Below are 24,482 nucleotides of genomic sequence, written 5' to 3'. Positions count from 1 at the left end.
GGCAGGCTCCGGAATTGGACCCATGAAATGGGTCATAGATGGCTCTTACAACGAACCATTAGCCTGCCTAGGATGCAGGCATTCGCCAAGGAATACTTTTATGTACACACCACGCGCCTTTGCCCTCGACGATTTGCCCGAACTGCAGCAACTGATCCAGCACACGCGTCTGGCGCAGGTGGTGACCGTGGGTGAACACGGCCTGCTGGCCAGCCACCTGCCACTGCTGCTCAACCCCAACGAAGGCCCGAACGGTACGCTCTACGGCCACATGGCCAAGGCCAACCCGCAGTGGCACGACCTGCAGAACGGCGGCGAAGCGCTGGTGATCTTTGCCGGGGCCGACGCCTATGTCAGCCCGGCGTTTTACCCGAGCAAGGCCGAGCACGGCAAAGTGGTGCCCACCTGGAACTACCTGGCCGTGCATGCCTACGGCACGGCCGACGTGTTTACCGACGCCGAGCGCCTGCTCGGCGTGGTCAGCGCCCTCACCGACCGCCACGAAGGCCGCCGCGCCCAGCCCTGGAAGGTCAGCGACGCCCCGGCCGACTACATTGAAGGCATGCTCAAGGCCATCGTCGGTTTCGCCTTGCCCATCGAACGTCTGATCGGCAAACGCAAACTCAGCCAGAACCGCAGTGCCGCCGACATCCAGGGCGTGCGCGAGGGGCTGGCCACCAGCCTCGACGTGCGCGACCAGACCCTCGCCCGTTTCATTCCCCAAGGAGCCCCAGAATGAGCCCGATCGACATCCGCCCCGTCACCGCCGCAGACCACGCCGCCTGGCTGGCGCTGTGGCACGCGTACTTGCAGTTCTACAACACCGAACTGCCAGACGCCGTCAGCCAGAGCACCTGGCAACGCCTGATCGACGCCCGTGAGCCGACCCACTCCGCGCTCGCCTGGCAGGACGGCAAAGCGGTAGGCATGGTCAACTTCATCTACCATCGCTCCAACTGGAGCATTGAAAACTCCTGCTACCTGCAAGACCTGCTGGTGGCGCCGGCCCAGCGCGGCGGCGGCGTGGGCCGCAAATTGATCGAACACGTCTATGCCACGGCCAAAGCCGACGGCTGCTGCGAGGTCCATTGGCTGACCCACGAGACCAATGCCACCGCGATCCAACTGTACGAACGCATCGCCGAACGCCCTGGTTTCATCCAATTTTGCAAAGGTCTTTAAGGAGCGCAGCATGTCCACCTCTCTCGCTGACTGGCAAGGCGCCCCGGCGCCCACGGTCCAACTGCTCGAAGGGCGTTTCATCCGCCTGGAAAAACTCGACCCGGCGCGCCACGCCGACGGTCTGTGGCAAGCCCTCGAAGGCCCCGGCGCCGACCCCAAGCTGTGGGACTATTTGCCGTATGGCCCGTTCAGCGACCGCACCGCGTTCGATGCCTGGCTGAATAACCATGCCCAGCACAACGAGCCGTATTTCTTCAGCGTGATCGACCGCGCCAGCGGCGATGTGCAGGGCATCCTCAGCCTGATGTCCATCGTCCCGGCCCACGGGCGCATCGAAATCGGCCACGTCACCTTCGGCGCGCCGATGCAGCGCTCGCCGAAAAGCACCGAGGCCGTGTATCTGTTGGCCAAGCATGCTTTCGAACTGGGCTACCGCCGCCTGGAATGGAAATGCAATAACGGCAATGCCCGCTCCAAATACGCCGCCGAGCGCCTGGGGTTCAGTTTTGAAGGGGTGTTCCGCCAGCACATGGTGGTCAAGGGGCAGAACCGGGACACGGCGTGGTATTCGATTCTGGACTCGGAATGGCCGCCGATCGGGGCAGGGTTTGAGCACTGGCTGTCGGAAGCCAATCAGGCAGGTTCAGGCCAATTGAAAAGCCTGGCGGAGTGCCGCGCCTAAATCCCACAGACAGCGCAGCACCAGAATATGAGAGCGGGCTTGCCCGCGAGGCGGTGGGTCAGTCGAGATTGATTTTCGACTGGTCTACCGCTATCGCGGCGTAGGTATCTACACATCCGATGACGCTGAAAACCCCGGTCGTATCGCGAGCTGTTGCTTTGCTGTTGCTTTGCTGTTGCTCTGCTTTTGCTCTGTTTTTGATTTTGATCTTAGGCGCCCCGTTAACCACGCTGGCCGAACGCAGGCTTGAATCCGTGGGCAACCCGGCAGGACGCCGGGTTAGCCGTCCTGGGCCAGGGATGGCCCATGACGGCGGCCCACGGATTCAAGCCTGCGTTCGGGCATGCCGAGCCTAAGCGAGGCACCGAGTGGTGGGGCAAGAGCGTTTTGCTTACTTTTGCGCTTTTCAAAAGTGAGCCGCCGTAAGGGCGGAACCCATAGCGGCCGCCACCTGAATAATGGATATGTACTCATTCCAACCCGAGCGAAGGGTCGGCCCACAGGCCGCCACGGGAGCAAGCTCCCTCCCACACTCGATCGTCAGTGCAATCCGCACTGGGTGTCAGTCGGCAAGCTGCTCGGCCAACACCGCAATATGCTCCGGTCCGATCCCGCAGCAACCGCCCAAATGGCTGGCGCCGCGCTTCTGCCAATCGGCAGCCCATTGCAGGTAGCCCGGCGGGTCGAGGTCGTCGCGCAACGGGTCGAGGCCGTCGTTGGCCGTGGCCTCCTTGGGCTGTGGCGGGAAGGCGTTGGCATAGGCGCCGATCTGGATCGCCACCCCCAGACGCTCGAAGGTCTGGCGGGCCGCATCAATCGCCGCGCCGATCACCTCCGGCTGGCTGCAGTTGAACAACAACACCTGCACGCCCAGTTGCGCAGCCGCTTCGGCCGCCTCGGCCACCGGCTCGCCGGAACGCAGGCGCGGCACCTCGTCGGTGTCTTCGTCCTTCAAGGTAAACGACAGCCAGAACGGTTTGCCGTCCGCCGGCAGACCGGCATGAATGGCCCGCGCCTCGACGATCGAACTCTGGGTTTCCGCCAGCCACAGGTCGACATAAGGCGCCAGGCCGGTCACCAGGGGCGTCAGCAGTTCGCTGACCCGGTCGGCCTCGAACAGGTCAGGCCGATACGAGCCGAACAGCGGCGGCAGGGAACCGGCCACGCGCACTGCTTGGCCGGACGCCACCACCGCGCGCCGCGCCAATTCACCGGCCAACGCCGCCAGGGCCTGGCCCTCGGCGGCAAACCGCGCTTCGCCGATATGAAACGGTACGACGGCATAGCTGTTGCTGGTGATCACGTCGGCACCGGCCTGGATGTAAGCCGCGTGTACCGCTTCCACCGCCTGCGGCGCTTCGCTCAACGCCAGCGCCGACCACTCCGGCTGTCGGAACGGCGCGCCGCGACGTTGCAGTTCGCGGCCCATGCCACCATCGAGAATTACTGTGCGTACTGCGGCCATATGCTTTTTACTCATAAGCTTATGAAAATAACTCACTATGAGAGTCGCTCTTATAACTATTTAATACGGTAAATTCGCTTCATAACAACTTCTTTTTTATTCGGGTGCCTCTCTTGAAACTCAAACCGCTACTGGCCCTGGGCCTGACCATGCTGGCTGCCTCCACCCAAGCCTTCGGCGGTGCAACCCTGGACCGGGTTGAGCAAAACCACGAATTGGTCGGCGTGCTGATGGAAAGCTATCCGCCTTTCTCGTTCCTCAACGAGCAGAACCAGCTCGACGGTTTCGACGTCGACGTGGCCAAGGCCGTCGCGCAAAAACTCGGGGTCAAACTGCGCCTGGAAACCCCGTCCTGGGACGTGATCGCCGCCGGCCGCTGGAGCGGGCGCTACGACATCTGCATCTGCTCGATGACCCCAAGCAAGGCCCGCGCCGAAGTGTTCGACTTCCCCGTGGAGTACTACGCCTCGCCTGCGGTGATCGTGGTCAATGCCAAGGATGAGCGCATCCACGGCGCCAAGGACCTGAGCGGCAAGAAAGTCGGCCTCACCAGCGCCTCCAGCTACGAGAGCTACCTGAACAAAAACCTGGTGATCGAAGGCGCCGAAGACACCCAACTGCAGTACCCGTTCGAGAACGTGCAGATTGCCCCCTACGACACCGACAACGTGGCCTTCCAGGACCTGGGCCTGGGCGCCGGCGTGCGCCTGGATGCGATCCTCACCAACCTGGTCACCGCCCAACCGCGCCTGAGCCAGGACAAGCGCTTCAAGCTGGCCGGCGAAGCGCTGTACGCCGAGCCCAACTCGGTGGCCATCGAAAAAGGCGACCCGCAGTGGGACAGCAAAGTGCGTGAAGTCTTCGCGCAGTTGAAGCAGGACGGCACCTTGAGCAAGCTGTCGCAAAAATGGATCGGCGCCGACATCAGCCAATGACCGCGTTCCCCACCCCACCCAAACCACCGATCAGCGCGTCGCGGCTACAACGATTCTTCGGTTTTCGCACGCGCCTGTACCTGACCTGGGCCGCGCTGTTCTGCCTGTTCGCCAGCTTCTTCCTGAGCTTTGACCTGAAGTTCTCGATCATCCTCGACAAGCTGCCCAATCTGGTCGGCGTGCATCTGGCGCCCAACGGGTTTCTGCAAGGCGCGGCGCTGACGGTGTTCCTGTGCCTGTGCTCGATCGTGGCGTCATCGATACTGGGCTTTATCACCGCCCTGGGGCGCCTGTCGAAAAGCGCGGTGGCCTTTGGCGTCGCGAGTTTCTATGCCTCATTCTTCCGTGGCACACCGCTGCTGATCCAGATCCTGCTGATCTACCTGGGCCTGCCGCAACTGGGCCTGGTGCCGGGGGCGATCGTCGCCGGGATCATCGCGCTGTCGCTGAACTACGGCGCCTACCTGAGCGAAATCTTCCGCGCCGGCATCCTCGGCGTGCCCCACGGCCAACGGGAAGCCGCCCTGGCCCTGGGCATGCGCGACAGTGCGATCTTCTGGCACGTCACCCTGCCCCAGGCCATGCGTACCATCGTCCCGCCCGCCACCAACCAGTTCATCTCGATGCTCAAGGACTCCTCCCTGATCTCGGTGATGGGCGTGTGGGAAGTGATGTTCCTCGCGCAATCCTACGGCCGCTCCAGCTATCGCTACATCGAAATGCTCACCACGGCGGCGATCATCTACTGGGTGATGTCCCTCGGCCTGGAACTGATCCAGGCGCGCATGGAGCGGCATTACGGCAAGGGGTATGTGCGACGGGGGTGAGGACTCAGTCAGATGCGTTTTTAATCGCACCGCACTACAGACAACTCCCGCAAACCAGGGGTCGATAGCCTGACAGTTATCGCCCCGCCATCTCGCTAAATTTCCGGCCTCATTCATCAGAGGTTGGGATCACATGCCCTTTACACCCCCACGATTTGCACTTGTCATGGCGCTTGCGATCAGCGCCGCCAGCCTTCAACACGCCCAGGCGCGGGGCGATATCGAATACCGGCCGTACCATTTCCAACCCTATGAGGCGCTTGATAATGAGTGGGCCGACGCAGCGTCTGAAAAAGCCGAACCCATCGACGGTTACCTCACTCAGCGCGCCACCACGCACAATGGCCTGCAGCTCGCCAAGGCCCTGGAACCTGCGCTGGTTCAGTTGCTGGAGTCCGGCGAACTGACCTCCGAACAGATCAAAGCCCTGGAAAAATTCGCCGACGCGCTGGACAAGCAGCCCGGCGGCATCGGCGCGGCCCTTGAGCAATTGGCCGCCAGCCAGAACGCCAACCTCGCCGCCGCGACCCAGAACACCACGCAGCAACTGAGCAGCCAACTGCTGTCGATCCTGCGCACCCTGCCCGCCGACGACGCTGGCCACTTCTGGGTGCAAAGCCTGGGCAACGACGGCACGCTCGACAAAAAAGGCGGCAGCGCCGGTCTGAAACATGGCACCCAAGGCCTGTTGCTGGGGGCCGACTGGGCGCTGGACCACGCCTGGCGTGTCGGCGTGATGGGCGCCAAATCCAGCAGCCACCTCGACGCCGCGCGTTTTTCCGCCGACCTCGACAGCTGGCACCTGGGCAGCTATGCCGTGCGGCAGGACGGCCCGTTGGCCCTGCGCCTGGGAGCGATCTACAGCAGCCATGACGGGCAGAACAAGCGCAGCGTCAAGTTGCTCGATTACACCGAGCAGCTCAGGGCCAATTACAACGCCAACAGCCAAACCGTCTTCTCCGAAATGGGCTACCAATTGGGCACTGCGGATTTGAGCGTGGAACCCTTCGCCGGCCTCGGTTACCAGCGCTATCACCGCGACGGCTTCAAGGAGCGGGGTGGCCTGACCGCGCTGAACGTCGGCTCGCAAAACCAACAGAACCTGAGCAGCACCTTCGGTCTTCGCCTGGCGTCGCTGTATCGGTTCGATAACCAGATGAGCCTGGCCCCCCACCTCAGCGCCAGTTGGAAACACCTGTACGGCGACGTCGACAGCCGGGTCAGCCAATCCTTTCGCGCTGCGCCGGGGCTGATTGACAGCTTCACTGTCCAGGGCACGTCGCTGGACCGCGACAGCCTGAACGTCCGAGCCGGCCTGGACCTCGCGCTCTCGCCGCAACACACCGTGGGCCTGACCTACGCCAGCGAAACAGGCAACCATAGCCGCAACCAGGGCCTGATGGGCCAATGGCAAATGCGGTTCTGAGCCCACGCTGCGCGCGCCGGCCAAATTACGGGCGAAAAAAAAGGGGAGCACCTGCTCCCCCGAGGATTAAACGGTAGTGTCGAAGGCTGGATCAGCCTTCGATTTCAATCAGGATTTCGCCAGGGTTCACCCGGTCGCCCTTGGCTACATGAACGGCGGTCACCTTGCCAGCAATCGCGGCCTGCACTTCGGTTTCCATCTTCATCGCTTCGGTGATCAGCACCGCCTGGCCGGCCTTGACGACGTCGCCTGGCTTGACCAGCACGTCGACGATATTGCCCGGCATCGTGGTGCTCACATGGCCTGGCTCGGTGGCTTGCTTGCGCTTGCTGCCGCCACCGCCGACGAACTCGTTGAGCGGTTCGAACACCACTTCTTCGGGCATGCCGTCGATGGACAGGTAGAAGTGACGCTTGCCCTCAGCTTTCACGCCAACACCGGTGATGTCGACGCGGTAGCTTTCGCCGTGGACGTCGATGACGAACTCGGTCGGTACGCCTTCGCCACCCGCACGGGCCACGCCGCCGGCTTCCGGGATCGGCAGCAACACTTCCGGAGTCAGGGTGCCGGCGTCGCGTTCTTCGAGGAACTTGCGGCCAATGTCCGGGAACATGGCGTAGGTCAGCACGTCTTCTTCAGATTTGGCCAACGCACCGATTTCGCCGCGCAGCTTGTTCATTTCCGGCTTGAGCAGGTCGGCCGGGCGCACGTCGATCACGTCTTCGCTGCCGATGGCCTGGCGACGCAGTTGCCCGTTCACCGTGCCCGGCGCTTTGCCGTAGCCGCCTTGCAGGTAGAGCTTCACTTCGTTGGTGATGGTCTTGTAGCGCTCGCCGGCCAGCACGTTGAAGAACGCCTGGGTGCCGACGATCTGCGAAGTCGGGGTGACCAGCGGCGGGAAGCCCAAGTCTTCACGCACCCGCGGAATTTCAGCCAGCACTTCGCCCATGCGGTTGAGTGCGCCCTGCTCTTTGAGCTGGTTGGCCAGGTTGGAAATCATCCCGCCCGGCACTTGGTTGACTTGCACGCGCGTGTCGACCGCGGTGAATTCGCTTTCGAACTGGTGATATTTCTTACGCACGGCGTAGAAGTACAGGCCGATTTCCTGCAGCAGTTCCAGGTCGAGGCCGGTGTCGAATTCGCTGCCTTTAAGGGCGGCGACCATCGACTCGGTGCCCGGGTGGCTGGTGCCCCAGGCGAAGCTGGAGATCGCGGTATCGATGTGCTCGGCACCGTTTTCGATGGCCTTGAGTTGGCACATCGCAGCCAAACCCGCCGTGTCATGCGAGTGGATGAACACCGGCAGGCTCTGCTCGGCTTTCAGTGCCTTGACCAGCTCGCCGGTGGCGTATGGCGTGAGCAGGCCGGCCATGTCCTTGATCGCCACCGAGTCGCAGCCCATGGACTCCATTTGCTTGGCCTGGGCCACAAACGCGTCGATGGTGTGTACCGGGCTGGTGGTGTAGGCGATGGTGCCCTGGGCGTGTTTGCCGGCGGCCTTGACCGCTTCGATGGCCACGCGCAGGTTACGCACGTCGTTCATCGCGTCGAAGATGCGGAACACGTCAATACCGTTGACGGCGGCCTTGGCGACGAAGGCTTTGACCACGTCGTCGCTGTAGTGGCGATAGCCCAACAGGTTCTGGCCGCGCAGCAGCATTTGCAGGCGGGTGTTAGGCAACGCAGCGCGCAATTTGCGCAGACGCTCCCACGGGTCTTCTTTCAAAAAGCGCACGCAGGCGTCGAAGGTCGCGCCGCCCCAGACTTCCAGGGACCAGTAGCCGACTTTGTCGAGCTTGTCGCAGATCGGCAGCATGTCGTCGGTACGCATGCGGGTGGCCAGCAACGATTGGTGAGCGTCGCGCAGGATGGTGTCGGTGACAAAGATCTTCTTGCTCATTGTTATATTCCTCACAGGCCTGCGTGGGCGGCGATGGCGGCGGCGATGGCCAGGGCCAGCTCTTCGGGTTTGCGCTTGATCGAGTAGTTGGTCAGCTCAGGGTGGCTTTCCACGAAACTGGTGTTGAACTGGCCGCTGCGGAATTCCGGGTTGCGCAGGATTTCCTGGTAGTAGGCGGCGGTGGTCTTCACGCCTTGCAGGCGCATGTCATCCAGGGCACGCAGGCCGCGGTCCATGGCTTCTTCCCAGGTCAACGCCCACACCACCAGTTTCAGGCACATGGAATCGTAGAACGGCGGGATGGTGTAGCCGGTGTAGATCGCCGTGTCGGTACGCACGCCGGGGCCGCCGGGCGCGTAATAGCGGGTGATCTTGCCGAAGCTGGGCAGGAAGTTGTTCTTCGGGTCTTCAGCGTTGATCCGGAACTGCAACGCAAAACCACGGTGCTGGATGTCTTCCTGCTTCACCGAGAGCGGCAGGCCCGAGGCGATGCGGATCTGCTCGCGAACGATGTCGATCCCGGTGATTTCTTCGGTGATCGTGTGTTCCACCTGCACCCGGGTGTTCATCTCCATGAAGTACACCTCGCCCTCGGCGAGCAGGAACTCCACGGTGCCGGCGTTTTCGTAACCCACGGCCTTGGCTGCGCGCACCGACAGGTCGCCGATGTAGGCGCGCTGTTCAGGGGTCAGTTGCGGGCTCGGGGCGATTTCGATGAGCTTCTGGTTACGGCGCTGGATCGAGCAATCGCGCTCGAACAGATGCACCACATTGCCGAAGCTGTCACCGAGGATCTGCGCTTCGATGTGCTTGGGATTGACGATGCATTTTTCCAGGAACACTTCCGCCGAACCGAAGGCCTTGGTGGCTTCGGAGATCACGCGGGGGAAGGCTTGTTCGAGTTCTTCACGGCTGTTGCAACGACGAATGCCGCGACCGCCGCCACCGGAGGTGGCCTTGAGCATCACCGGGTAACCGATGCGGTCGCCTTCGGTGAGGGCTTCGGCGATGTCGGCGACGTTGCCTTCGGTGCCGGGGGTGACCGGTACGCCGGCCTTGATCATGCTGCGGCGCGCTTCGGTCTTGTCGCCCATGCGGCGGATCACTTCCGCGGATGGGCCGATGAATTTAATCCCACGTTCGGCGCAAATGTCCGCCAGTTCCGCGTTTTCCGAGAGAAAACCGTAACCGGGATGCAACGCATCGCAACCGGTTTCCACGGCCAGGTTCACCAGCTTGCGCGGGTTCAGGTAACCGGCCAGGGGCTCGGCCCCGATGCTGTGGGCCTCGTCGGCACGCTTGACGTGCAACGCGTGGCGGTCGGCGTCGGAATAGACCGCGACCGAGCGAATGCCCATCTCGGCGCAGGCACGCACGATTCGCACGGCAATTTCACCACGGTTGGCGATCAGGATCTTTTTTATCACTTGGAAATTCCCTTGAGCCGATTGCTGCGTTCTTCGACCCGCTAGACTCGGGTCGGCGCGTGACTAAATGTTTCAAGCCAGTCGCGAGGCACACACTAAGCCTGCTGAGGGATTAACAAAAATCAATAATTATTGGGTCATGCATAAGTAAAGACTTATAGTTGGCGGACCGGACGCCGCCAAGAGGTTTGAAAAAATGCGTAAGTCATTGATGAGGCTGACATTACGTCAACTGCAGATCTTCAATGAGGTGTGTGATTTGCGCTCCTACAGCCGGGCGGCCGAGGAAATGTCCCTCACCCAGCCGGCCGTCAGCCTGCAAATTCGTCAGCTGGAAGAGCTGATCGGCCAGCCGTTGTTCGACTACGTCGGTAAGAAACTTTACATGACCGAGGCGGCCGAAGCGCTGCAACGGGCCAGCCGCGATATTTTCGGACGCCTGGAAAACCTCGATATGCAGCTGTCGGATATGCAGGGCTCGCTGCAAGGCCAACTGAAACTGGCGGTGGAGTCCAGCGCCAAGTACTTCGTGCCGCACCTGTTTGCCGCGTTCAAGCGCCAGCATCCGGAGGTGCAATTGCATCTGACGGTGGTCAACCGCGCCCAGGTGATCCGCCGGCTGTCGGACAACCGTGACGACTTGGTGATCATGTCCATGGTGCCCCAAGACATGGGCCTCGAATTCCTGCCGTTCCTCAACAACCCGATTGTCGCCGTGGCGCTGCCCGACCACCCCTTGAGCCAGCAAGGAGCGCTGCGCCTGCGCGACCTGGAGCCTTACACGCTGTTACTGCGCGAACCGGGTTCCGGCACGCGGCTGGCTTGCGAGGAGTACTTCAAAGAAAAACGCGTTCACTTCAGCCAGACAGTGGAAGTCGCCTCGGCCGAGGCGCAGCGTGAATGCGTGTTGGCCGGGCTGGGCGTGGCCTTGTTGACACGCCACGCCCTGAACCTGGAACTGGCCACCGGCGGGCTCAAGGAGCTGCCGGTGGAAGAGCTACCGCTGTACCGCAGTTGGTGCCTGGTGCAGGCCAAGGCCAAGCGCCTGTCACCGGTGGCCCATGCGTTCCTGGGCTTTATCCGCAGCGAGCGGGTGCAAATCAGCGCGCTGGCTGAGCGCTTCGCTGGGCAGCCGCGGGTGCCTGCCAGTGCAGTTCCGGGTAGTCCGTGATGCTTTGCAGCAATTGGCGTTGATCACAGCGGTCTTCGATTGCGCGACGGAACGCCATGCGGCGCTGGTCTTCCTGCTGACGACGGGTCTTGACGGAGCTGTTGCTATCTTCGTAGGGCCGGGCCATTTGGAGTCTCCCAATGCGAGTGCGGGGAGTTCAGGATGGGCGCGAGGGATGACGGTTTGGCGGCGCGGGGATGACAGGACGATGAATCTTCTGGACAGATGAGACATGCACATGTGGGAGGAGGCTTGCTCCCGATGGCTGAGTGTCAGTCGATGCATCTGCGACTGAACCACCGCTATCGGGAGCAAGCCCCCTCCCACATTTGGATCGCTGTATCGCGCTCAGTCGTCGAGGGCTTTGACGGACTTGGGCGACAGACGAAGGCTGCGCAGGCTGCGCTTGACGCTCTTGAGGTGGTTGACCAGGCTCGGCCCGCGCGCCATGGCCACGCCCATCGCCAGCACGTCGATCACCACCAGGTGGGCGATGCGCGAGGTCAACGGGGTGTAGATTTCGGTGTCTTCGTGGACATCGATCGCCAGGTTGACCGTGGACAGTTCCGCCAACGGCGTCTGGCTCGGGCACAGGGTGATCAGCGTGGCGCCGCTTTCACGTACCAGGTTGGCGGTGATCAGCAAGTCCTTGGAGCGGCCGGACTGGGAAATACAGATGGCCACGTCGGTCGGCTTCAACGTCACGGCCGACATCGCCTGCATGTGCGGGTCGCTGTAGGCCGCCGCCGTAAGCAGCAGTCGGAAGAATTTGTGCTGGGCATCGGCCGCCACCGCACCCGACGCGCCAAACCCGTAGAACTCGACACGCTGGGCCTGGGACATCGCCGTCACGGCCTTTTGCAGCGCCACCGGGTCGAGCTTCTCGCGCACTTCCATCAGGGTGTGCAGCGTGGTGTCGAAGATCTTGAGGCTGTAGTCGGCGACGGAATCGTCTTCGTGAATCGCAAACTGCCCGAAGCTCGCGCCGGCGGCCAGGCTTTGGGCCAGCTTGAGTTTCAGGTCCTGGAAGCCGGAACAACCGATGGCACGACAGAAGCGCACGATGGTCGGCTCACTGATGCCCACGCTGTGGGCCAGGTCGGCCATGGAACTGTGCATTACGGCCGCAGGGTCAAGCAGCACGTGGTCGGCAACCTTGAGTTCCGATTTGCGTAACAGGTGGCGCGACTGGGCGATATGTTGCAACAGGTTCAAAGGACAGGACTCTTGTTATTGGCAGACGCCAGGGATGTAGCAAGCTTGTAGTTATACTACAAGAATTGCCGTTTTGCCCGTCCGATGCATCACTAAATCGCCCTGCTGCCCTTTGAATCTAAGGGCAGCCAAGTTGTAGCCACAAAGGCTGAAGGCACGTCTCTAGGAAAAATCCGCATTCTTCCGTAACAAATCTGCCAGCCCTTCGGCCTTCATCGGCCGGCTGATCAAGTAGCCCTGCACCTCATCGCAACGCTCCCGGCGCAGGAAATCCAGCTGCTGCTGATCTTCCACGCCTTCGGCCACCACCTTGAGCGCCAAACCGTGGGCCATGGCGATGATCGCACGGGTAATGGCCGCGTCTTCCCGCCCCTGGCCGAGGCCGCGGATGAAGGTCTGGTCGATCTTCACGTAGTCCACGGGAATGCGCTTGAGGTAACTGAGAGACGAATAGCCGGTGCCAAAATCGTCGATGGCCAACTTCACCCCCAGATCGCGCAGTTGCTGGAAGGTGGCGATGATGTGCTCGACACTGTCGAGCAGCTGGCTTTCGGTCAGCTCCAGCTCCAGGTATTGCGGGTCCAGGCCGGTTTCTTCCAGCACCTGGCGCACCAGGCTGACCAGCTTGCCTTGACGCAGTTGATGCACCGACAGGTTCACCGACACGCGTATCGGCGCCAGCCCCTGACGCTGCCACTCACAAGCCTGCCAGCAGGCCTGGCGCAGGACGAATTCACCCAACGGCACGATCAGGCCGGTTTCTTCGGCCAGGCCGATGAAGTCGCTTGGCGGCACCGTGCCCCACTGCGGATGCTCCCAACGAATCAACGCCTCGGCGGCGTTCAGTTTGCCGCTAGCCAGGCACAATTTCGGTTGGTAGAACACCGACAGCTGGCGCTCGTCGATGGCCTTGCGCAGCTGGTTTTCCAGCTGCAAACGCTCCAGGGTGCTGGCTTGCAGGCTGTCGGTGTAGAACTGGAAATTATTCCCACCCAGGTGTTTGGCGTGTTGCATGGCCATGTTCGCCTGGCTAACCAACGCCGAAATTTCCCGCGCATTATCCGGAAGCAGGCTGACGCCCATCGAGGCGCTGACCACCAATTCATGCCCTTCCACCGTCACCGGCACGCGCAACTTGGCCAGCAGGCGCGTGGCCACCCGCGCCAGGCTTGAGAGGTTGCCGTAGGCATCGAAAAGCACGGCGAACTCATCCCCGGACAAACGCGCGATGGTGTCGGCCTCGGGCAGGGCATTGATCAAACGTCGCGCCATTTTTTGCAGCAATTGGTCGGCGACGTCATGGCCCAGGCTGTCGTTGAGCAACTTGAAACGGTCCAGGTTGATATGCAGCAACGCCAGGCTGCGCCCGCCCTGGCGCACCCGCTGATGCGCTTCGCGCAGCCGCTCGCGAAACAGCGAGCGGTTGGCCAGGCCGGTCAACTCGTCATAGTGCGTGAGGTAGCGCATGCGCTCCTCGGATTCGCGCCGCGCCGAGAGATCGGCGAAGAAGCCTACGATATGGCTGACGTTTCCTCGAATATCGCGCACCACGTTCAGTTGCAGCCACTGCGGGTACAACTCGCCGTTCTTGCGCGTTTCCACCAGCTCGCCCTGCCAGGTACCGTGACTGAGCAGCGCCTGGCGGATCAGCGGAAAGTGCCGCCGAGCGTCGCGGCTGCACGGCAACTCCACCACATTGCGCCCGAGCATGTCGTCGATATCAAAGCCGGTGACGCGACTGAAGGCCTGGTTGACGGCGAGCAGCGCGTAGTCCGGGTCCAGGATCACAATACCTTCGCTGGCCGCTTCGAATACGGTCGAGGCCAGGCGTTGCTGTTCCTCCAGCGCCTTGCTTGCGCTGATGTCGCGGCGCGTGCCGAGCATGCGCGTCACGCGACCGCTGGGCGCACGCTCCACGGCGCGGCCGCGGTCTTCGATCCACACCCAGTGGCCATCGCCATGGCGCACCCGGTATTCCACCAGATAGTCCTCGCTGCGGCCCTTGAGATGCTCCACCAGGGCACGCTTGAGCAGCGGCAAGTCGTCGGGGTGCAGGCGCGGCTTGAGGTGGCTGAGCATCGCCGTGACGAACTCGGGCTCCAGGCCGAACAGTTCCTTGAGCTGGGTGTGGTGGACTTCGTCGGTTTGCAGGTTCCAGTCCCACAGGCCCAGTTCGCTGGCTTGCAGAGCCATCGCCAGGCGCGCTTCGCTTTTATTCAGGGCCAGGCTGGCGGCGTCCAGTTCCTGGCTGCGTTGCGCCACGCGGTCCTGCAGGCCGATTTGCGCTTCGCGCAGTTCCTGCTCGACCTGGCGGCGTTGCTCGACTTCGCGCACCAGCTCCTGATTCAACTGTTCACTGCGCTGCTGTGCCTGTTGCAGATGCTCGATCAGCGCCTGGTTCTGAAAGCGCCGCAACAGCCCGTGCTGGATCAGGCGGTTGACCTGCCACGCCACCACACTCAAGGACGCCAGCAGGATCAGGCCGAGCACACCCCAACCCTGTTGCTGCGCGGCGCCGTTCCAGAAGAGATAGACAATGGCCGGCACCAGGCACGGCAGCGCGAATGACAGGAACGCCGGCAGGCTCACCGCATAGGCGACGCTGGCGGACAACGTCGCCGCACCGATCAGGCCGAACACCCAGGCTTGCTGCGTAAAGCTGTCTGCCGGCACCAGGGCGATGGCGGCGATGGCCAGGGTCAGGCCGCTGACCGCCGAGCCGAGCATGAACATGCGCCGCCAGATCGGTTGGGCCTGGCGGCTGGGCATCGCCGAGTCGAAGGCGGCCACCTGGATCACGCGCAGCGCGACCAGCGCCAGCAGCCAGACCAGCCAGATGCTGTCGAGCAGGTAATGTTTGGGGTTCCAGATCAACCAGGCACAGACCAGGCCGTTGACCAGCATCAATAAGGTCGGCAGCAGCGAACCCTGGTAGAGCAGGCGCGTGCGTTCGACCGCCATCTCGGTAGCGTAGTGTTTTCGGATAACCTGCGCGGGCGCCGCCATGGGGCTAAACAGGTCGGTGCTGAGGGTCATAGGCAGTGTTCTTATAATGGTGAGCCCGAAACGTCGACGGAGCATACACAAGCAAGCGCTCGGGCCAAACTGCTGCGCGTCATAAAAACCAGCGAGGCGTACCGCGCAAACCTCGGGGCCAGACGGCTTGAGCGAGACGCGGCGCGGCCTGTGGCCCATGACCAACCAGTCATCAGCCCCGCCGGAACGCGTGCCCGCCCCGGCACGCGCCGCAGGTTTTCCGTCGGCCATCCGCCAATGGGATTTGCCCCACTCCCCCGCGGGCCATAGAATGCGCCGATGCGCGATGATCTCTCCCTTTTGCTGAATTCCCTCAACGATGCCCAACGCCAGGCCGTAGCGGCCCCCGTTGGCCGTCAGTTGGTCCTGGCCGGTGCTGGCTCCGGTAAAACCCGAGTGCTGGTACACCGTATCGCCTGGTTGATCCAGGTCGAGAACGCGTCCCCGCATTCGATCCTGTCGGTGACCTTCACCAACAAGGCCGCTGCCGAGATGCGTCACCGCATCGAGCAGTTGATGGGCATCAGCCCGGCCGGCATGTGGGTGGGCACCTTCCACGGCCTGGCGCACCGCCTGCTGCGGGCGCATTGGCAGGAGGCGGGCCTGGCCCAGACCTTCCAGATCCTCGACAGCGATGACCAGCAACGCCTGGTCAAGCGCGTGATCCGCGAGCTGGGCCTCGACGAACAGCGTTGGCCGGCGCGCCAGGCCCAATGGTTCATCAACGGCCAGAAAGACGAAGGCCTGCGCCCGCAACATATCCAGGCCAGCGGCGATTTGTTCCTGGCCACCATGCGCAGCATTTATGAAGCCTACGAGGCGGCCTGCGTGCGCGCCGGCGTGATCGACTTCTCCGAGCTGCTGCTGCGCGCCCTCGACCTGTGGCGCGATAACCCCGGCCTGCTGGCCCATTACCAGAAACGCTTCCGGCATATCCTGGTCGACGAGTTCCAGGACACCAACGCCGTGCAGTACGCCTGGTTGCGCCTGCTGGCCAAGGGCGGCGACAGCCTGATGGTGGTGGGCGACGACGACCAGTCGATCTACGGCTGGCGCGGCGCGAAAATCGAGAACATCTACCAGTATTCCGAAGACTTCCCGGACGCGGTCACCATCCGCCTGGAGCAGAACTACCGCTCCACCGCCGGGATCCTCAAAGCCGCCAACGCCTTGATCGCCAATAACACCGGGCGCCTGGGCAAAGAGCTGTGGACCGACGGCGGCGAAGGCGAAGCGATCAACCTGTACGCGGCGTTCAACGAGCACGACGAAGCGCGCTACGTGGTGGAAACCATCGAAAGCGCATTGAAAACCGGCCTGGCGCGCAGCGACATCGCGATTCTGTACCGTTCCAACGCCCAATCGCGGGTGCTGGAAGAAGCCTTGCTGCGCGAGCGCATCCCGTACCGTATTTACGGCGGCCAGCGCTTCTTCGAGCGCGCCGAAATCAAGAACGCCATGGCCTACCTGCGTTTGCTGGAAGGTCGCGGCAACGACGCGGCGCTGGAGCGGGTGATCAATATCCCGGCCCGCGGCATCGGCGAAAAAACCGTTGAAGCGATTCGCGACCATGCGCGCCACGCCGATGTGTCGATGTGGGAAGCCATGCGCTTGCTGATCGCCAATAAAGGCCTGACCGGCCGTGCTGCCGGGGCGTTGGGTGTGTTTGTCGAGCTGATCGAGAACCTGACGGCCAAGTGCGCGGACATGCCCCTGCATTTGATGACCCAGACCGTGATCGAGCAGTCCGGGCTGATTGCCTATCACGAAGCGGAAAAAGGCGAGAAAGGCCAGGCCCGGGTGGAAAACCTTGAGGAACTGGTCAGCGCCGCCCGCGCGTTTGAAAACACCGAGGCCGATGAAGAACTGACCCCGCTCGCCGCGTTCCTCGGCCATGCGTCGCTGGAAGCAGGCGATACCCAGGCCGATGAGCATGAAGACAGCATCCAGCTGATGACCTTGCACAGCGCCAAGGGCCTGGAGTTTCCTTACGTGTTCCTGGTGGGCATGGAAGAAGGCCTGTTCCCCCACAAGATGAGCCTGGAAGAGCCCGGCCGCCTTGAGGAAGAACGCCGCCTGGCCTACGTGGGCATTACCCGGGCGATGCAGAACCTGGTGATGACCTACGCCGAGACCCGCCGCCTGTACGGGAGTGAGACCTACAACAAGGTGTCGCGCTTCGTGCGAGAAGTGCCGAAGGGGCTGATCCAGGAAGTGCGCCTGTCCAACAGCGTCAGTCGCCCGTTCGGCGGCGGACAGCAGCAGAACTCCAGCAGCCTGTTTGCCGGTTCCGAGATCCCGGAAACCCCGTTCAGCCTTGGCCAGCAGGTCAAGCATGCGATCTTCGGCGAAGGGGTGATCCTCAACTTCGAAGGCGCCGGCGCCCAGGCACGGGTGCAGGTGAACTTCGCCGAGGGCAGCAAGTGGCTGATGATGGGTTACGCGAAGCTCGAAGCGGTCTGACACGCTGACCCCTTCCCCCTGTAGGAGCGAGCTTGCTCGCGAAAAACCCTCAGACAACGCGTCTCATCCAGGATGCCCGCGTTATCGTTGGCGATCTTCGCGAGCAAGCTCGCTCCTACAGACAGAAGGACGGTTCAGCATGAAGGTTTCGCGTCCACCCTTGTTTTTGATGCGCGCGGGCCAATATCTGTAACTAGTCCTACAGACCCTTCGGATTCTGTCTTACGCAAAAGCCCGAAACATTATGTCGCTAGCCACTGTCACGACACCTGTGCAACATGGCGCGCGTGCAATCCACAAATGGGAATTCCCTTTATGAAACGTTTTCTTAGCATCGCCATGGCGCTGTGCATTGGCCTGACGATGAGCCTCGATGCCAACGCCAAACGCTTCGGTGGCGGCAAAAGCATAGGCTCGGCACCAACTCACCAGACCAGCCAAATGGCTCCGTCCGCCGGCGTCGGCGGTGCTGCCGCCACTGCCGGCGCGGCCGGTGCCGCTGGCGCAGCCGCCAAGGCCGGCGGTGCTTCGCGCTGGTTGGGCCCTCTGGCCGGTATCGCCGCCGGTGGCCTGCTCGCATCCATGTTCATGGGCGGCGGCTTCCAGGGCATGCAGATCTTCGACATCCTGATCATGGCGGTCATCGCCTTCCTGATCTTCCGCTTCATCGCCGCCCGTCGTCGCAAGCAGCAGGAGCACATGGCTCCAGCCGGCGCGCCGATGCAGCGTGAAGTGTTCGAGCAGAAGCCAGCCATGGGTTCGATCTTCGGTGGTTCGGCCGCACCTGCTGCTGCCCGCCCGGTGATCAATGCGCCGGCCTGGTTCAACGAAGAACGTTTCGTCGAAGCGGCCCGCAGCCACTTCCAGTCCCTGCAGCAGCACTGGGACGCCAACGAAATGGATAAAATCTCCGAGTTCGTGACCCCGCAACTGCTCGAGTTCCTCAAGCGCGAACGCGCCGACCTGGGCGACGGCTTCCAGTCGACCTACATCGACGACCTGCGCGTGCAGCTCGAAGGTGTGGACGATCGCGCCGACAAGACCATCGCCACCCTGACGTTCAGCGGTGTGTCGAAGACCTCGCGTTTCGACCAGGGCGAAGTGTTCAGCGAAAGCTGGAACATGGAACGCGCCCAAGGCGACAACCAGCCTTGGCTGGTCGCCGGTATCCGCCAGAACGGCTGATAGCCACACGCTTGAACAAGCCGTAAGCAAAACCCCGGACATGTTCCGGGGTTTTCTATTTCACGGTTGCACTTATAGCGCGCTACTGTATAAAACGCCCCTGTAAACCGCGCCATCTAGCAAGAGGATCCCGGCCGTGGAAGAAGTCATCGAACAATTGCGTGAAGCCAACGAACCGGTTCCGGTTCCTCTGGAACTGCCTGATGAAGACCAACTGGTGGAAATCGAGGAACAGCTGTTCATCGACATCCCGTTTGTCTTCCGCGAATTCCTGCTAACCGTCAGCGACGTGGTGTACGGCAGCCTGGAGCCGGTGACCGTCACCGACCCGCAGTCCCACACCTACCTGCCGGATGTGGCGGCCAACGCCTGGGATGCCGGTGTTGACCGCAGCATGATCCCGATCTGCCAGGACGGCGACGACTACTACTGCGTCGAAGAAGACGGCACCGTGGTGCTGTGGTGCGCCGAAGAAGAACTCGTCACCGAAGAAACCTGGGAGTCGGTGTGGCACTGGGCACGGGACGTCTGGCTGGAAAGCTGACACCTGCGTCCTGCTCGCGCGGGGCGGCCCAGCCTCCTCAGTGTTCCGGCGTATCCTTGTGGTTATCCAGAGTCTCCAGCAAAGCGACCTGCATCCGCGTATGCACGCGGATGAACCACCGCCAGAGCACGGCCGCCACCGCCGCCGCGACCACGGCGATCAGCACCAGCAACTTGTTGGTCGGCAGAATACTCGCCGACAACGCCGCCAATAGCAGGAAGATCACCAGCAGCGACAAAATCGGGATCACCTCGGCGATCACCCGACGCACGCGCTGGGTATGCCGCCCGGCCATTTCCGGCTTGACGCTCATCTCCGCCAGCAGCATCGACAGCGCCTTGAGCTTGCGGTACGCCGCAATCAGGAACGGCAGCGACAACAGCAACGCCGCGCCCCAGATCAACGCCTTCTGCCAGCTTGGATCACTGATCCAGCCCTCCAGATACCCGCCGATACGCAGCGCGAAGTAACTGCCGGTAAAGAAGATCGCCACCACCAGCGCCAGGTTCACCCCCACTTGCAGCACGATTTTGCGGATCATCGACGCCAGCAGCGCCCCCTCGCCGTGGGGCTGAATGCTGCGCAGCCATTCGCCATAGAGGCCAAATACCCGGCTCATGCGCTTGGGCATCACGGCGGCAATCTTCAGCGACAATGGGTCGGCGCCGCGAATCAGGTATGGGGTGAGCAATGTGGTGATCGCCGACACCGCGACCGCCACCGGGTAGAGGAAGTCACTGGTCACCTGCAAGGTCATGCCGAGCGCCGCGATGATGAAGGAAAACTCACCAATTTGTGACAGCCCCATCCCAACGCGCAACGACGTGCGGCCGTCATTGCCGGCGATAAATGCGCCCATGCCGCAGGACAACATCTTGCCCAGCACCACGGCCACGCTGATCACGGCAATCGGCCAGGCATATTGCAGCAGGATCTGCGGGTCGATCATCAAGCCAATGGCGACAAAGAAGATTGCGCTGAACATGTCGCGAACCGGCTCGATCAGGCGCTCGATCTTAATCAACTGGCGGGATTCGGCCATGATCGCGCCGATCAGGAACGCCCCCAGCACCATGCTGTATTCCAGCTTGACCACCAGCAGGCAAAAACCGAAACACAGGCCCAGCACGGTGATCAGCAGCATTTCATTGCTGTCGAACCTGGCCACGTAGGCCAGCAAGCGCGGCACCAGCAAAATCCCGATGACCAGCGCGACGATCATGAACAGCGAGAGCTTACCGACCGTGGAAAACACCTCACCGGAGCTGACCGTGCCACTGACGGCGATGCTCGACAGCAAGGCGATGATGCCGATGCCGAGGATGTCCTCGACGATCAGCACGCCGAAAATCAGTTGGGCGAAGCGCTGGTCTTTCATCTTCAGGTCGTTGAGCGCCTTGACGATGATGGTGGTCGAGGAAATCGCCAGGATCGCGCCGAGGAACAGCGAGTCCATGGTGTTCCAGTCGAACCAGCGGCCGATCTCGTAGCCGATCCAGATCATCAGCACGATTTCCAGGAAGGCCGCGATAAACGCCGTGGCTCCCACCTTGAACAGCTTGCGCAGGCTGAACTCCAGGCCCAGGCAGAACATCAGGAAGATCACCCCCAGTTCGGCGAGGGTCTTGATGGTGTCTTCATCGTGGATCAGGCCGAACGGCGGCGTGTGGGGGCCAATGATGAACCCGGCGACGATGTAACCGAGCACCACCGGCTGCTTGAGGCGATGAAACAGGATAGTCACGACCCCAGCCACCAACATGATCACGGCCAGATCCTGGATAAAGCTGATGGCGTGCATGGCGAGGGGCTCCTTGAGGGTACTGGCGCTTTTCCCACGTCCACCGCACCTTTGAAACTTCGTAAAGAGCGGAAGGAAAAGTCTGCCTTGATCGTAAGAAATGCCCTTAGAAAGGCTTTTGAAGGTTAACACCGCGACTTCCGCCGAAAAGCCGGTGCAATATATGGAAACAGATCGCTGCAGGCGTGACGGCAAGCCGCCTACCGGCGTCCCGTAAGAGATGGCGCTGCAATGACTCGAGCATCCACAGAGGTGCCTCCCCACCAATGCCTAACCCGTGAGTGTGCTATGGAACCCGGAAACGCCCAGCTGTCGATGACGGTACTGATGACCCCTGATATGGCCAACTTCTCAGGCAATGTCCATGGCGGCACCCTGCTCAAGTACCTCGACGAAGTGGCCTACGCCTGCGCGAGCCGTTATGCCGGGCGTTATGTCGTGACCTTGTCGGTGGACCAAGTGATTTTTCGTGAACCGATCCACGTCGGCGAGTTGGTGACCTTCCTCGCATCGGTCAACTACACCGGCCACACCTCGATGGAGGTGGGCATCAAGGTGGTGACCGAAAACATCCGCGAGCGCTCTGTGCGCCATACCAACAGTTGCTTCTTCACCATGGTCGCCGTGGACGACCAGCGCAAACCCGCCGCCGTGCCGCAACTGCAACCGCACAACAGCGAAGACCGCCGCCGGTTTGCGCAGGCGCAGCAACGCCGGCAGATCCGCCAGGAGTTGGAAAAGCGCTACCAGGAAATCAAAGCCGACGCGCTGTAAGCACCAGGCTGTATACCCAAGCAAAATGTGGGAGGGGGCTTGCTCCCTCCCACGTTGGGTTTTGTGTAGTTACAGGCCGATCGGCGTGGCCTCGAAACGCACGCGGGGATGGGCGATGCGATCCTGGGCACGTACCAGCTCCAGTTCATAACTGGCGCAGGCCTGGGTTTCCAGCAGCACTTCATGCACCGCCGCCGCGGTGAACTCGAAAGCGGCCACCAGGCTGTCGCCCAACAATACCCGCGCCAGGAACAACCCTGAGGTCAGGTCGCCCACGCCCACCGGCTGGCGGGGAAACGCCAGCAGCGGCCGACGCAGGTGCCAGCTGCCTTCGGCTGTCACCAGCAGCATCTCAAAGCCTTCCGGCAATTTGCCCGGGTAATCCAGGTGCTTGACCAGCACGGCCTTGGGCCCGCGTGCCAGCAGGGCTTTGGCCATGCCCAGGCAGTCGAACAGCGATTGCGGCTTGCGCCCGGAAAAGCTGTCCAGTTCCAGCTGGTTGGGGCACAGGAAGTCGGCCATGGCAGCGGCTTCGTCCAACAGAAAATCACTGACTTCCTGCGGCACGATGCAGCCCTTTTCCGGGTGGCCCATCACCGGGTCGCACAGGTACAGGGCCTTGGGGTTGATCGCCTTGATCCGCGCCACGCCGGTGAGGATCGCCCGGCCCTGGGCCGCGCTGCCGAGGTAGCCGGAGAGTATGGCGTCGCAGTTGCCCAATTCACCGATGGCCGCAATACCCTCCACCAGCGCTGGAATCTGCTGCGGCGCTAACACTTCGCCCGTCCACTGGCCATACTGGGTGTGGTTGGAGAATTGCACCGTGTTGAGCGGCCACACGTTCACCCCGACCCGCTGCATGGGGAACACGGCGGCGCTGTTTCCGGCGTGGCCAAAGACCACATGAGACTGGATCGCAAGCAGATGAGGTGTGCGTTTCATGCAGGGGATTTCCGTAAAACCATTGAAATTCTGGTCGCGCAGTATGCGACCAAACACAGCCTGTACGACAGGCTAACGACACAGTTAAGCTGCTCTCACTTCGTTGGAGTTTTTTTCGCATGCTGACCCTGGGAAACATCTTCGTGTTGATGCTGCTGGCGACCGGCGCCGCCTGGGTATGGCACAACCACGGCCTGCGCGAGCGCGCGTTGGAGCGGGTCAAGCAGCATTGCGCCAAGCTCGATATCGAGTTGCTCGACGGTGCCGTGGCCCTGAAACGCATCGGTTTTGTGAAGGATGCCAAAGGACGGCGACGCCTGGCGCGCATCTACAATTTCGAATTCACCGTGACCGGCGAAACCCGCCACCCCGGGACCATCACCCAGTTCGGCGCCCACAGCGCGCAGATCGAACTGGCGCCCTACCCGTTCGAAATCAAGACGCCGCTACCCAGCGCCGACGTGATCGAACTCAGCCAGTGGCGCCAGGACCACGCCAAGCACCGTCAATGACGGCAGGCGGCCAGCGCCTGCTGTAGCGCGGCCACGTCCTGTGGCGCGCTGAAAATCAGTTCGATACGCGAATCACGCCGCCATTCGCTGGGTTGCCAGACGAGTGGGCTGTTATCCACAGCGTTGCCGGAGATCCAGCCGTCGGTGCTGTGGATAACCAGTTTGGCGCGGCGCCAATCCAGGTGTGTCAGCCATTGCGCCAGGCGCTGGTGATCGAATGACTGGCTCGGATGCCAGCGCCAACCGATGCTCCAGCCGCCCTCCTGGGCCTGGCTCAAGCAGATCGGCAACGCAGGATCGCTCCACACCGCCGGCATTTGCGCCACGCCTTTGGACGCCACGAAGTTATCCACAGCCGCTGCAGCCTGTGCGTTCAGGCCTGGCAAAAGCTGCAGTGGCAATTGCGCCTGACGCGTCCAGTAAAACGGAACCTCGACTAACTGTCGTTCGATCGCCTCGCGCTGTGCGGCGTCCAACGTCTCATCCTTGTTCAGGACCAACAGGCCGGCGCTGGCGAGTGCTTCGCGCTGCGCCTCCGGCAATGGTTTGCCCGCCGCCAGGGCTTGCGCATCCAGCACCAGCACGCAGGGCTGAACCGCGAGCACATCCTGCCATGGCGCCTCGCGCAATTGCTTGAGCACCTGCACCGGGTGCCCGAGCCCCGAAGGCTCGATAAACAGGCGGTCCGGCTTGGCCTTACGCAGCAAGCGACCCAGTCCGACCTGGAACGGCGCACCATTCACACAGCACAAGCAGCCACCCGCCACTTCGCCCAGGGCAATGCCGTCGTCGGCCTGGGTCAGCAAGGCCGCATCCAGACCGATCTGCCCGAATTCGTTGATCAACACCGCCCAGCGCTCGTTGGCCGGGCGTTGGGCGAGCAGGTGTTTGATCAGGCTGGTCTTGCCGGCGCCCAGGGGCCCGGCAATCACATGAGTAGGAATGTTCTGCAGCATAGAGGGCATCATTCAAGCCGTGTAGAGCGTTTGATCCTA

At 62.2% G+C, this 24,482-nt stretch carries 21 protein-coding genes; 12 read left to right on the top strand and 9 right to left on the bottom strand.

All coding sequences use genetic code 11. The features are described 5' to 3' along the window. Window positions 1–100 precede the first annotated feature (100 nt). Genes TU80_RS19910 through TU80_RS19900 form a run of 3 tightly spaced genes read left to right on the top strand, consistent with a single transcriptional unit; the run spans window position 101 to window position 1,864 of the window. Complete coding sequence (locus TU80_RS19910) at window positions 101–739, top strand: FMN-binding negative transcriptional regulator (RefSeq protein ID WP_046381607.1); 639 nt, start codon at window positions 101–103, stop codon at window positions 737–739. Beyond that, window positions 736–1,182 (top strand): GNAT family N-acetyltransferase, encoded by a 447-nt coding sequence (locus tag TU80_RS19905; RefSeq protein ID WP_057005206.1) that lies wholly within the window; start codon window positions 736–738, stop codon window positions 1,180–1,182. The genes TU80_RS19910 and TU80_RS19905 overlap by 4 nt, the downstream gene beginning before the upstream one ends. A gap of 10 nt (window positions 1,183–1,192) precedes the next feature. Then, the gene (locus TU80_RS19900; protein ID WP_017850023.1) at window positions 1,193–1,864 is read left to right on the top strand and encodes a GNAT family N-acetyltransferase; all 672 of its coding nucleotides are present in this window, start codon (window positions 1,193–1,195) and stop codon (window positions 1,862–1,864) included. 562 nt (window positions 1,865–2,426) lie between these two features. Here the strand turns inward: TU80_RS19900 and TU80_RS19895 are convergent. Continuing rightward, window positions 2,427–3,329 carry a homocysteine S-methyltransferase family protein gene (locus TU80_RS19895; RefSeq protein WP_026140405.1) on the bottom strand — a complete coding sequence of 301 codons (903 nt, stop codon included), beginning with the start codon at window positions 3,327–3,329 and terminating at the stop codon, window positions 2,427–2,429. 113 nt (window positions 3,330–3,442) lie between these two features. Here TU80_RS19895 and TU80_RS19890 point away from each other — a divergent pair, with 113 nt between their 5' ends. The 3 genes from TU80_RS19890 to TU80_RS19880 all read left to right on the top strand — a co-directional run bounded on the left by TU80_RS19890 (window position 3,443) and on the right by TU80_RS19880 (window position 6,517). After that, entirely contained in the window at window positions 3,443–4,264 is an 822-nt protein-coding gene (locus tag TU80_RS19890; RefSeq protein ID WP_017850025.1) for an ABC transporter substrate-binding protein, read from the top strand. Further along, window positions 4,261–5,091, top strand: a complete 831-nt coding sequence (locus TU80_RS19885) for an amino acid ABC transporter permease (RefSeq protein ID WP_057005205.1) — start codon at window positions 4,261–4,263, stop codon at window positions 5,089–5,091. The genes TU80_RS19890 and TU80_RS19885 overlap by 4 nt, the downstream gene beginning before the upstream one ends. A 133-nt stretch (window positions 5,092–5,224) precedes the next feature. Further along, window positions 5,225–6,517, top strand: a complete 1,293-nt coding sequence (locus TU80_RS19880) for an autotransporter outer membrane beta-barrel domain-containing protein (RefSeq protein WP_026140406.1) — start codon at window positions 5,225–5,227, stop codon at window positions 6,515–6,517. Between the two features lie 91 nt (window positions 6,518–6,608). On the opposite strand, the gene oadA is transcribed toward TU80_RS19880, so the two are convergent. Beyond that, complete coding sequence (gene oadA, locus TU80_RS19875; protein WP_046381604.1) at window positions 6,609–8,417, bottom strand: sodium-extruding oxaloacetate decarboxylase subunit alpha; 1,809 nt, start codon at window positions 8,415–8,417, stop codon at window positions 6,609–6,611. An 11-nt stretch (window positions 8,418–8,428) separates the two neighbouring features. After that, a complete protein-coding gene (locus TU80_RS19870) occupies window positions 8,429–9,844 on the bottom strand; it encodes an acetyl-CoA carboxylase biotin carboxylase subunit (protein WP_003213442.1) in 1,416 nt (471 codons plus the stop codon). A gap of 196 nt (window positions 9,845–10,040) precedes the next feature. Between TU80_RS19870 and TU80_RS19865 the strand changes: the two genes are divergently transcribed. Continuing rightward, entirely contained in the window at window positions 10,041–11,015 is a 975-nt protein-coding gene (locus TU80_RS19865; RefSeq protein WP_017850031.1) for a LysR family transcriptional regulator, read from the top strand. Here the strand turns inward: TU80_RS19865 and TU80_RS33480 are convergent. The 3 genes from TU80_RS33480 to TU80_RS19855 form a co-directional block, all read right to left on the bottom strand. After that, window positions 10,945–11,142, bottom strand: a complete 198-nt coding sequence (locus TU80_RS33480) for a PA3496 family putative envelope integrity protein (protein WP_079444958.1) — start codon at window positions 11,140–11,142, stop codon at window positions 10,945–10,947. The genes TU80_RS19865 and TU80_RS33480 overlap by 71 nt on opposite strands. A gap of 221 nt (window positions 11,143–11,363) precedes the next feature. Continuing rightward, complete coding sequence (gene hexR / locus TU80_RS19860; protein ID WP_017850032.1) at window positions 11,364–12,230, bottom strand: transcriptional regulator HexR; 867 nt, start codon at window positions 12,228–12,230, stop codon at window positions 11,364–11,366. A gap of 162 nt (window positions 12,231–12,392) precedes the next feature. Continuing rightward, on the bottom strand, window positions 12,393–15,266 hold the full coding sequence (locus TU80_RS19855) for an EAL domain-containing protein (protein ID WP_017850033.1): 2,874 nt from the start codon (window positions 15,264–15,266) through the stop codon (window positions 12,393–12,395). Between the two features lie 279 nt (window positions 15,267–15,545). Here TU80_RS19855 and uvrD point away from each other — a divergent pair, with 279 nt between their 5' ends. The 3 genes from uvrD (at window position 15,546) to TU80_RS19840 (ending at window position 19,458) form a co-directional block, all read left to right on the top strand. Continuing rightward, window positions 15,546–17,729 (top strand): DNA helicase II, encoded by a 2,184-nt coding sequence (gene uvrD / locus TU80_RS19850; protein WP_057005204.1) that lies wholly within the window; start codon window positions 15,546–15,548, stop codon window positions 17,727–17,729. A 315-nt stretch (window positions 17,730–18,044) separates the two neighbouring features. After that, on the top strand, window positions 18,045–18,914 hold the full coding sequence (locus TU80_RS19845; RefSeq protein ID WP_017850035.1) for a Tim44 domain-containing protein: 870 nt from the start codon (window positions 18,045–18,047) through the stop codon (window positions 18,912–18,914). Window positions 18,915–19,050: 136 nt separating this feature from the next. Beyond that, window positions 19,051–19,458, top strand: a complete 408-nt coding sequence (locus tag TU80_RS19840) for an SMI1/KNR4 family protein (protein ID WP_046381602.1) — start codon at window positions 19,051–19,053, stop codon at window positions 19,456–19,458. A 37-nt stretch (window positions 19,459–19,495) separates the two neighbouring features. Here the strand turns inward: TU80_RS19840 and TU80_RS19835 are convergent, their stop codons facing one another. After that, entirely contained in the window at window positions 19,496–21,259 is a 1,764-nt protein-coding gene (locus tag TU80_RS19835) for a cation:proton antiporter (RefSeq protein ID WP_017850037.1), read from the bottom strand. Between the two features lie 288 nt (window positions 21,260–21,547). Between TU80_RS19835 and TU80_RS19830 the strand changes: the two genes are divergently transcribed. Beyond that, window positions 21,548–22,033 (top strand): acyl-CoA thioesterase, encoded by a 486-nt coding sequence (locus TU80_RS19830; RefSeq protein ID WP_017850038.1) that lies wholly within the window; start codon window positions 21,548–21,550, stop codon window positions 22,031–22,033. A 69-nt stretch (window positions 22,034–22,102) separates the two neighbouring features. Here the strand turns inward: TU80_RS19830 and pdxY are convergent, their stop codons facing one another. Next, window positions 22,103–22,975, bottom strand: a complete 873-nt coding sequence (pdxY, locus tag TU80_RS19825) for a pyridoxal kinase PdxY (protein WP_017850039.1) — start codon at window positions 22,973–22,975, stop codon at window positions 22,103–22,105. Between the two features lie 119 nt (window positions 22,976–23,094). Here pdxY and TU80_RS19820 point away from each other — a divergent pair, with 119 nt between their 5' ends. Next, on the top strand, window positions 23,095–23,487 hold the full coding sequence (locus tag TU80_RS19820) for a DUF3301 domain-containing protein (protein WP_017850040.1): 393 nt from the start codon (window positions 23,095–23,097) through the stop codon (window positions 23,485–23,487). Here TU80_RS19820 and TU80_RS19815 read toward each other — a convergent pair. Further along, complete coding sequence (locus TU80_RS19815; protein ID WP_046484298.1) at window positions 23,481–24,443, bottom strand: CobW-like GTP-binding protein; 963 nt, start codon at window positions 24,441–24,443, stop codon at window positions 23,481–23,483. The genes TU80_RS19820 and TU80_RS19815 overlap by 7 nt on opposite strands. Between the last annotated feature and the right edge of the window lie 39 nt (window positions 24,444–24,482).

Origin of the sequence: Pseudomonas veronii, assembly GCF_001439695.1 — a bacterium.
Taxonomy (GTDB): Bacteria; Pseudomonadota; Gammaproteobacteria; order Pseudomonadales; family Pseudomonadaceae; genus Aquipseudomonas; species Aquipseudomonas veronii.
This window is presented reverse-complemented; position numbering and strand designations above follow the sequence as displayed.

Excerpts from the sequence above, each read along its gene's own strand:
- TU80_RS19910 (WP_046381607.1), top strand. The coding sequence starts at position 101 with ATGTACACACCACGCGCCTTTGCCCTCGACGATTTGCCCGAACTGCAG.
- TU80_RS19820 (WP_017850040.1), top strand. The coding sequence starts at position 23,095 with ATGCTGACCCTGGGAAACATCTTCGTGTTGATGCTGCTGGCGACCGGC.
- TU80_RS33480 (WP_079444958.1), bottom strand. The coding sequence starts at position 11,142 with ATGGCCCGGCCCTACGAAGATAGCAACAGCTCCGTCAAGACCCGTCGT.
- TU80_RS19845 (WP_017850035.1), top strand. The coding sequence starts at position 18,045 with ATGAAACGTTTTCTTAGCATCGCCATGGCGCTGTGCATTGGCCTGACG.
- TU80_RS19885 (WP_057005205.1), top strand. The coding sequence starts at position 4,261 with ATGACCGCGTTCCCCACCCCACCCAAACCACCGATCAGCGCGTCGCGG.
- TU80_RS19835 (WP_017850037.1), bottom strand. The coding sequence starts at position 21,259 with ATGCACGCCATCAGCTTTATCCAGGATCTGGCCGTGATCATGTTGGTG.
- TU80_RS19900 (WP_017850023.1), top strand. The coding sequence starts at position 1,193 with ATGTCCACCTCTCTCGCTGACTGGCAAGGCGCCCCGGCGCCCACGGTC.
- uvrD (WP_057005204.1), top strand. The coding sequence starts at position 15,546 with ATGCGCGATGATCTCTCCCTTTTGCTGAATTCCCTCAACGATGCCCAA.
- TU80_RS19895 (WP_026140405.1), bottom strand. The coding sequence starts at position 3,329 with ATGGCCGCAGTACGCACAGTAATTCTCGATGGTGGCATGGGCCGCGAA.
- TU80_RS19865 (WP_017850031.1), top strand. The coding sequence starts at position 10,041 with ATGCGTAAGTCATTGATGAGGCTGACATTACGTCAACTGCAGATCTTC.
- TU80_RS19905 (WP_057005206.1), top strand. The coding sequence starts at position 736 with ATGAGCCCGATCGACATCCGCCCCGTCACCGCCGCAGACCACGCCGCC.
- TU80_RS19880 (WP_026140406.1), top strand. The coding sequence starts at position 5,225 with ATGCCCTTTACACCCCCACGATTTGCACTTGTCATGGCGCTTGCGATC.
- pdxY (WP_017850039.1), bottom strand. The coding sequence starts at position 22,975 with ATGAAACGCACACCTCATCTGCTTGCGATCCAGTCTCATGTGGTCTTT.
- TU80_RS19815 (WP_046484298.1), bottom strand. The coding sequence starts at position 24,443 with ATGCTGCAGAACATTCCTACTCATGTGATTGCCGGGCCCCTGGGCGCC.
- TU80_RS19830 (WP_017850038.1), top strand. The coding sequence starts at position 21,548 with ATGGAACCCGGAAACGCCCAGCTGTCGATGACGGTACTGATGACCCCT.
- oadA (WP_046381604.1), bottom strand. The coding sequence starts at position 8,417 with ATGAGCAAGAAGATCTTTGTCACCGACACCATCCTGCGCGACGCTCAC.
- TU80_RS19855 (WP_017850033.1), bottom strand. The coding sequence starts at position 15,266 with ATGACCCTCAGCACCGACCTGTTTAGCCCCATGGCGGCGCCCGCGCAG.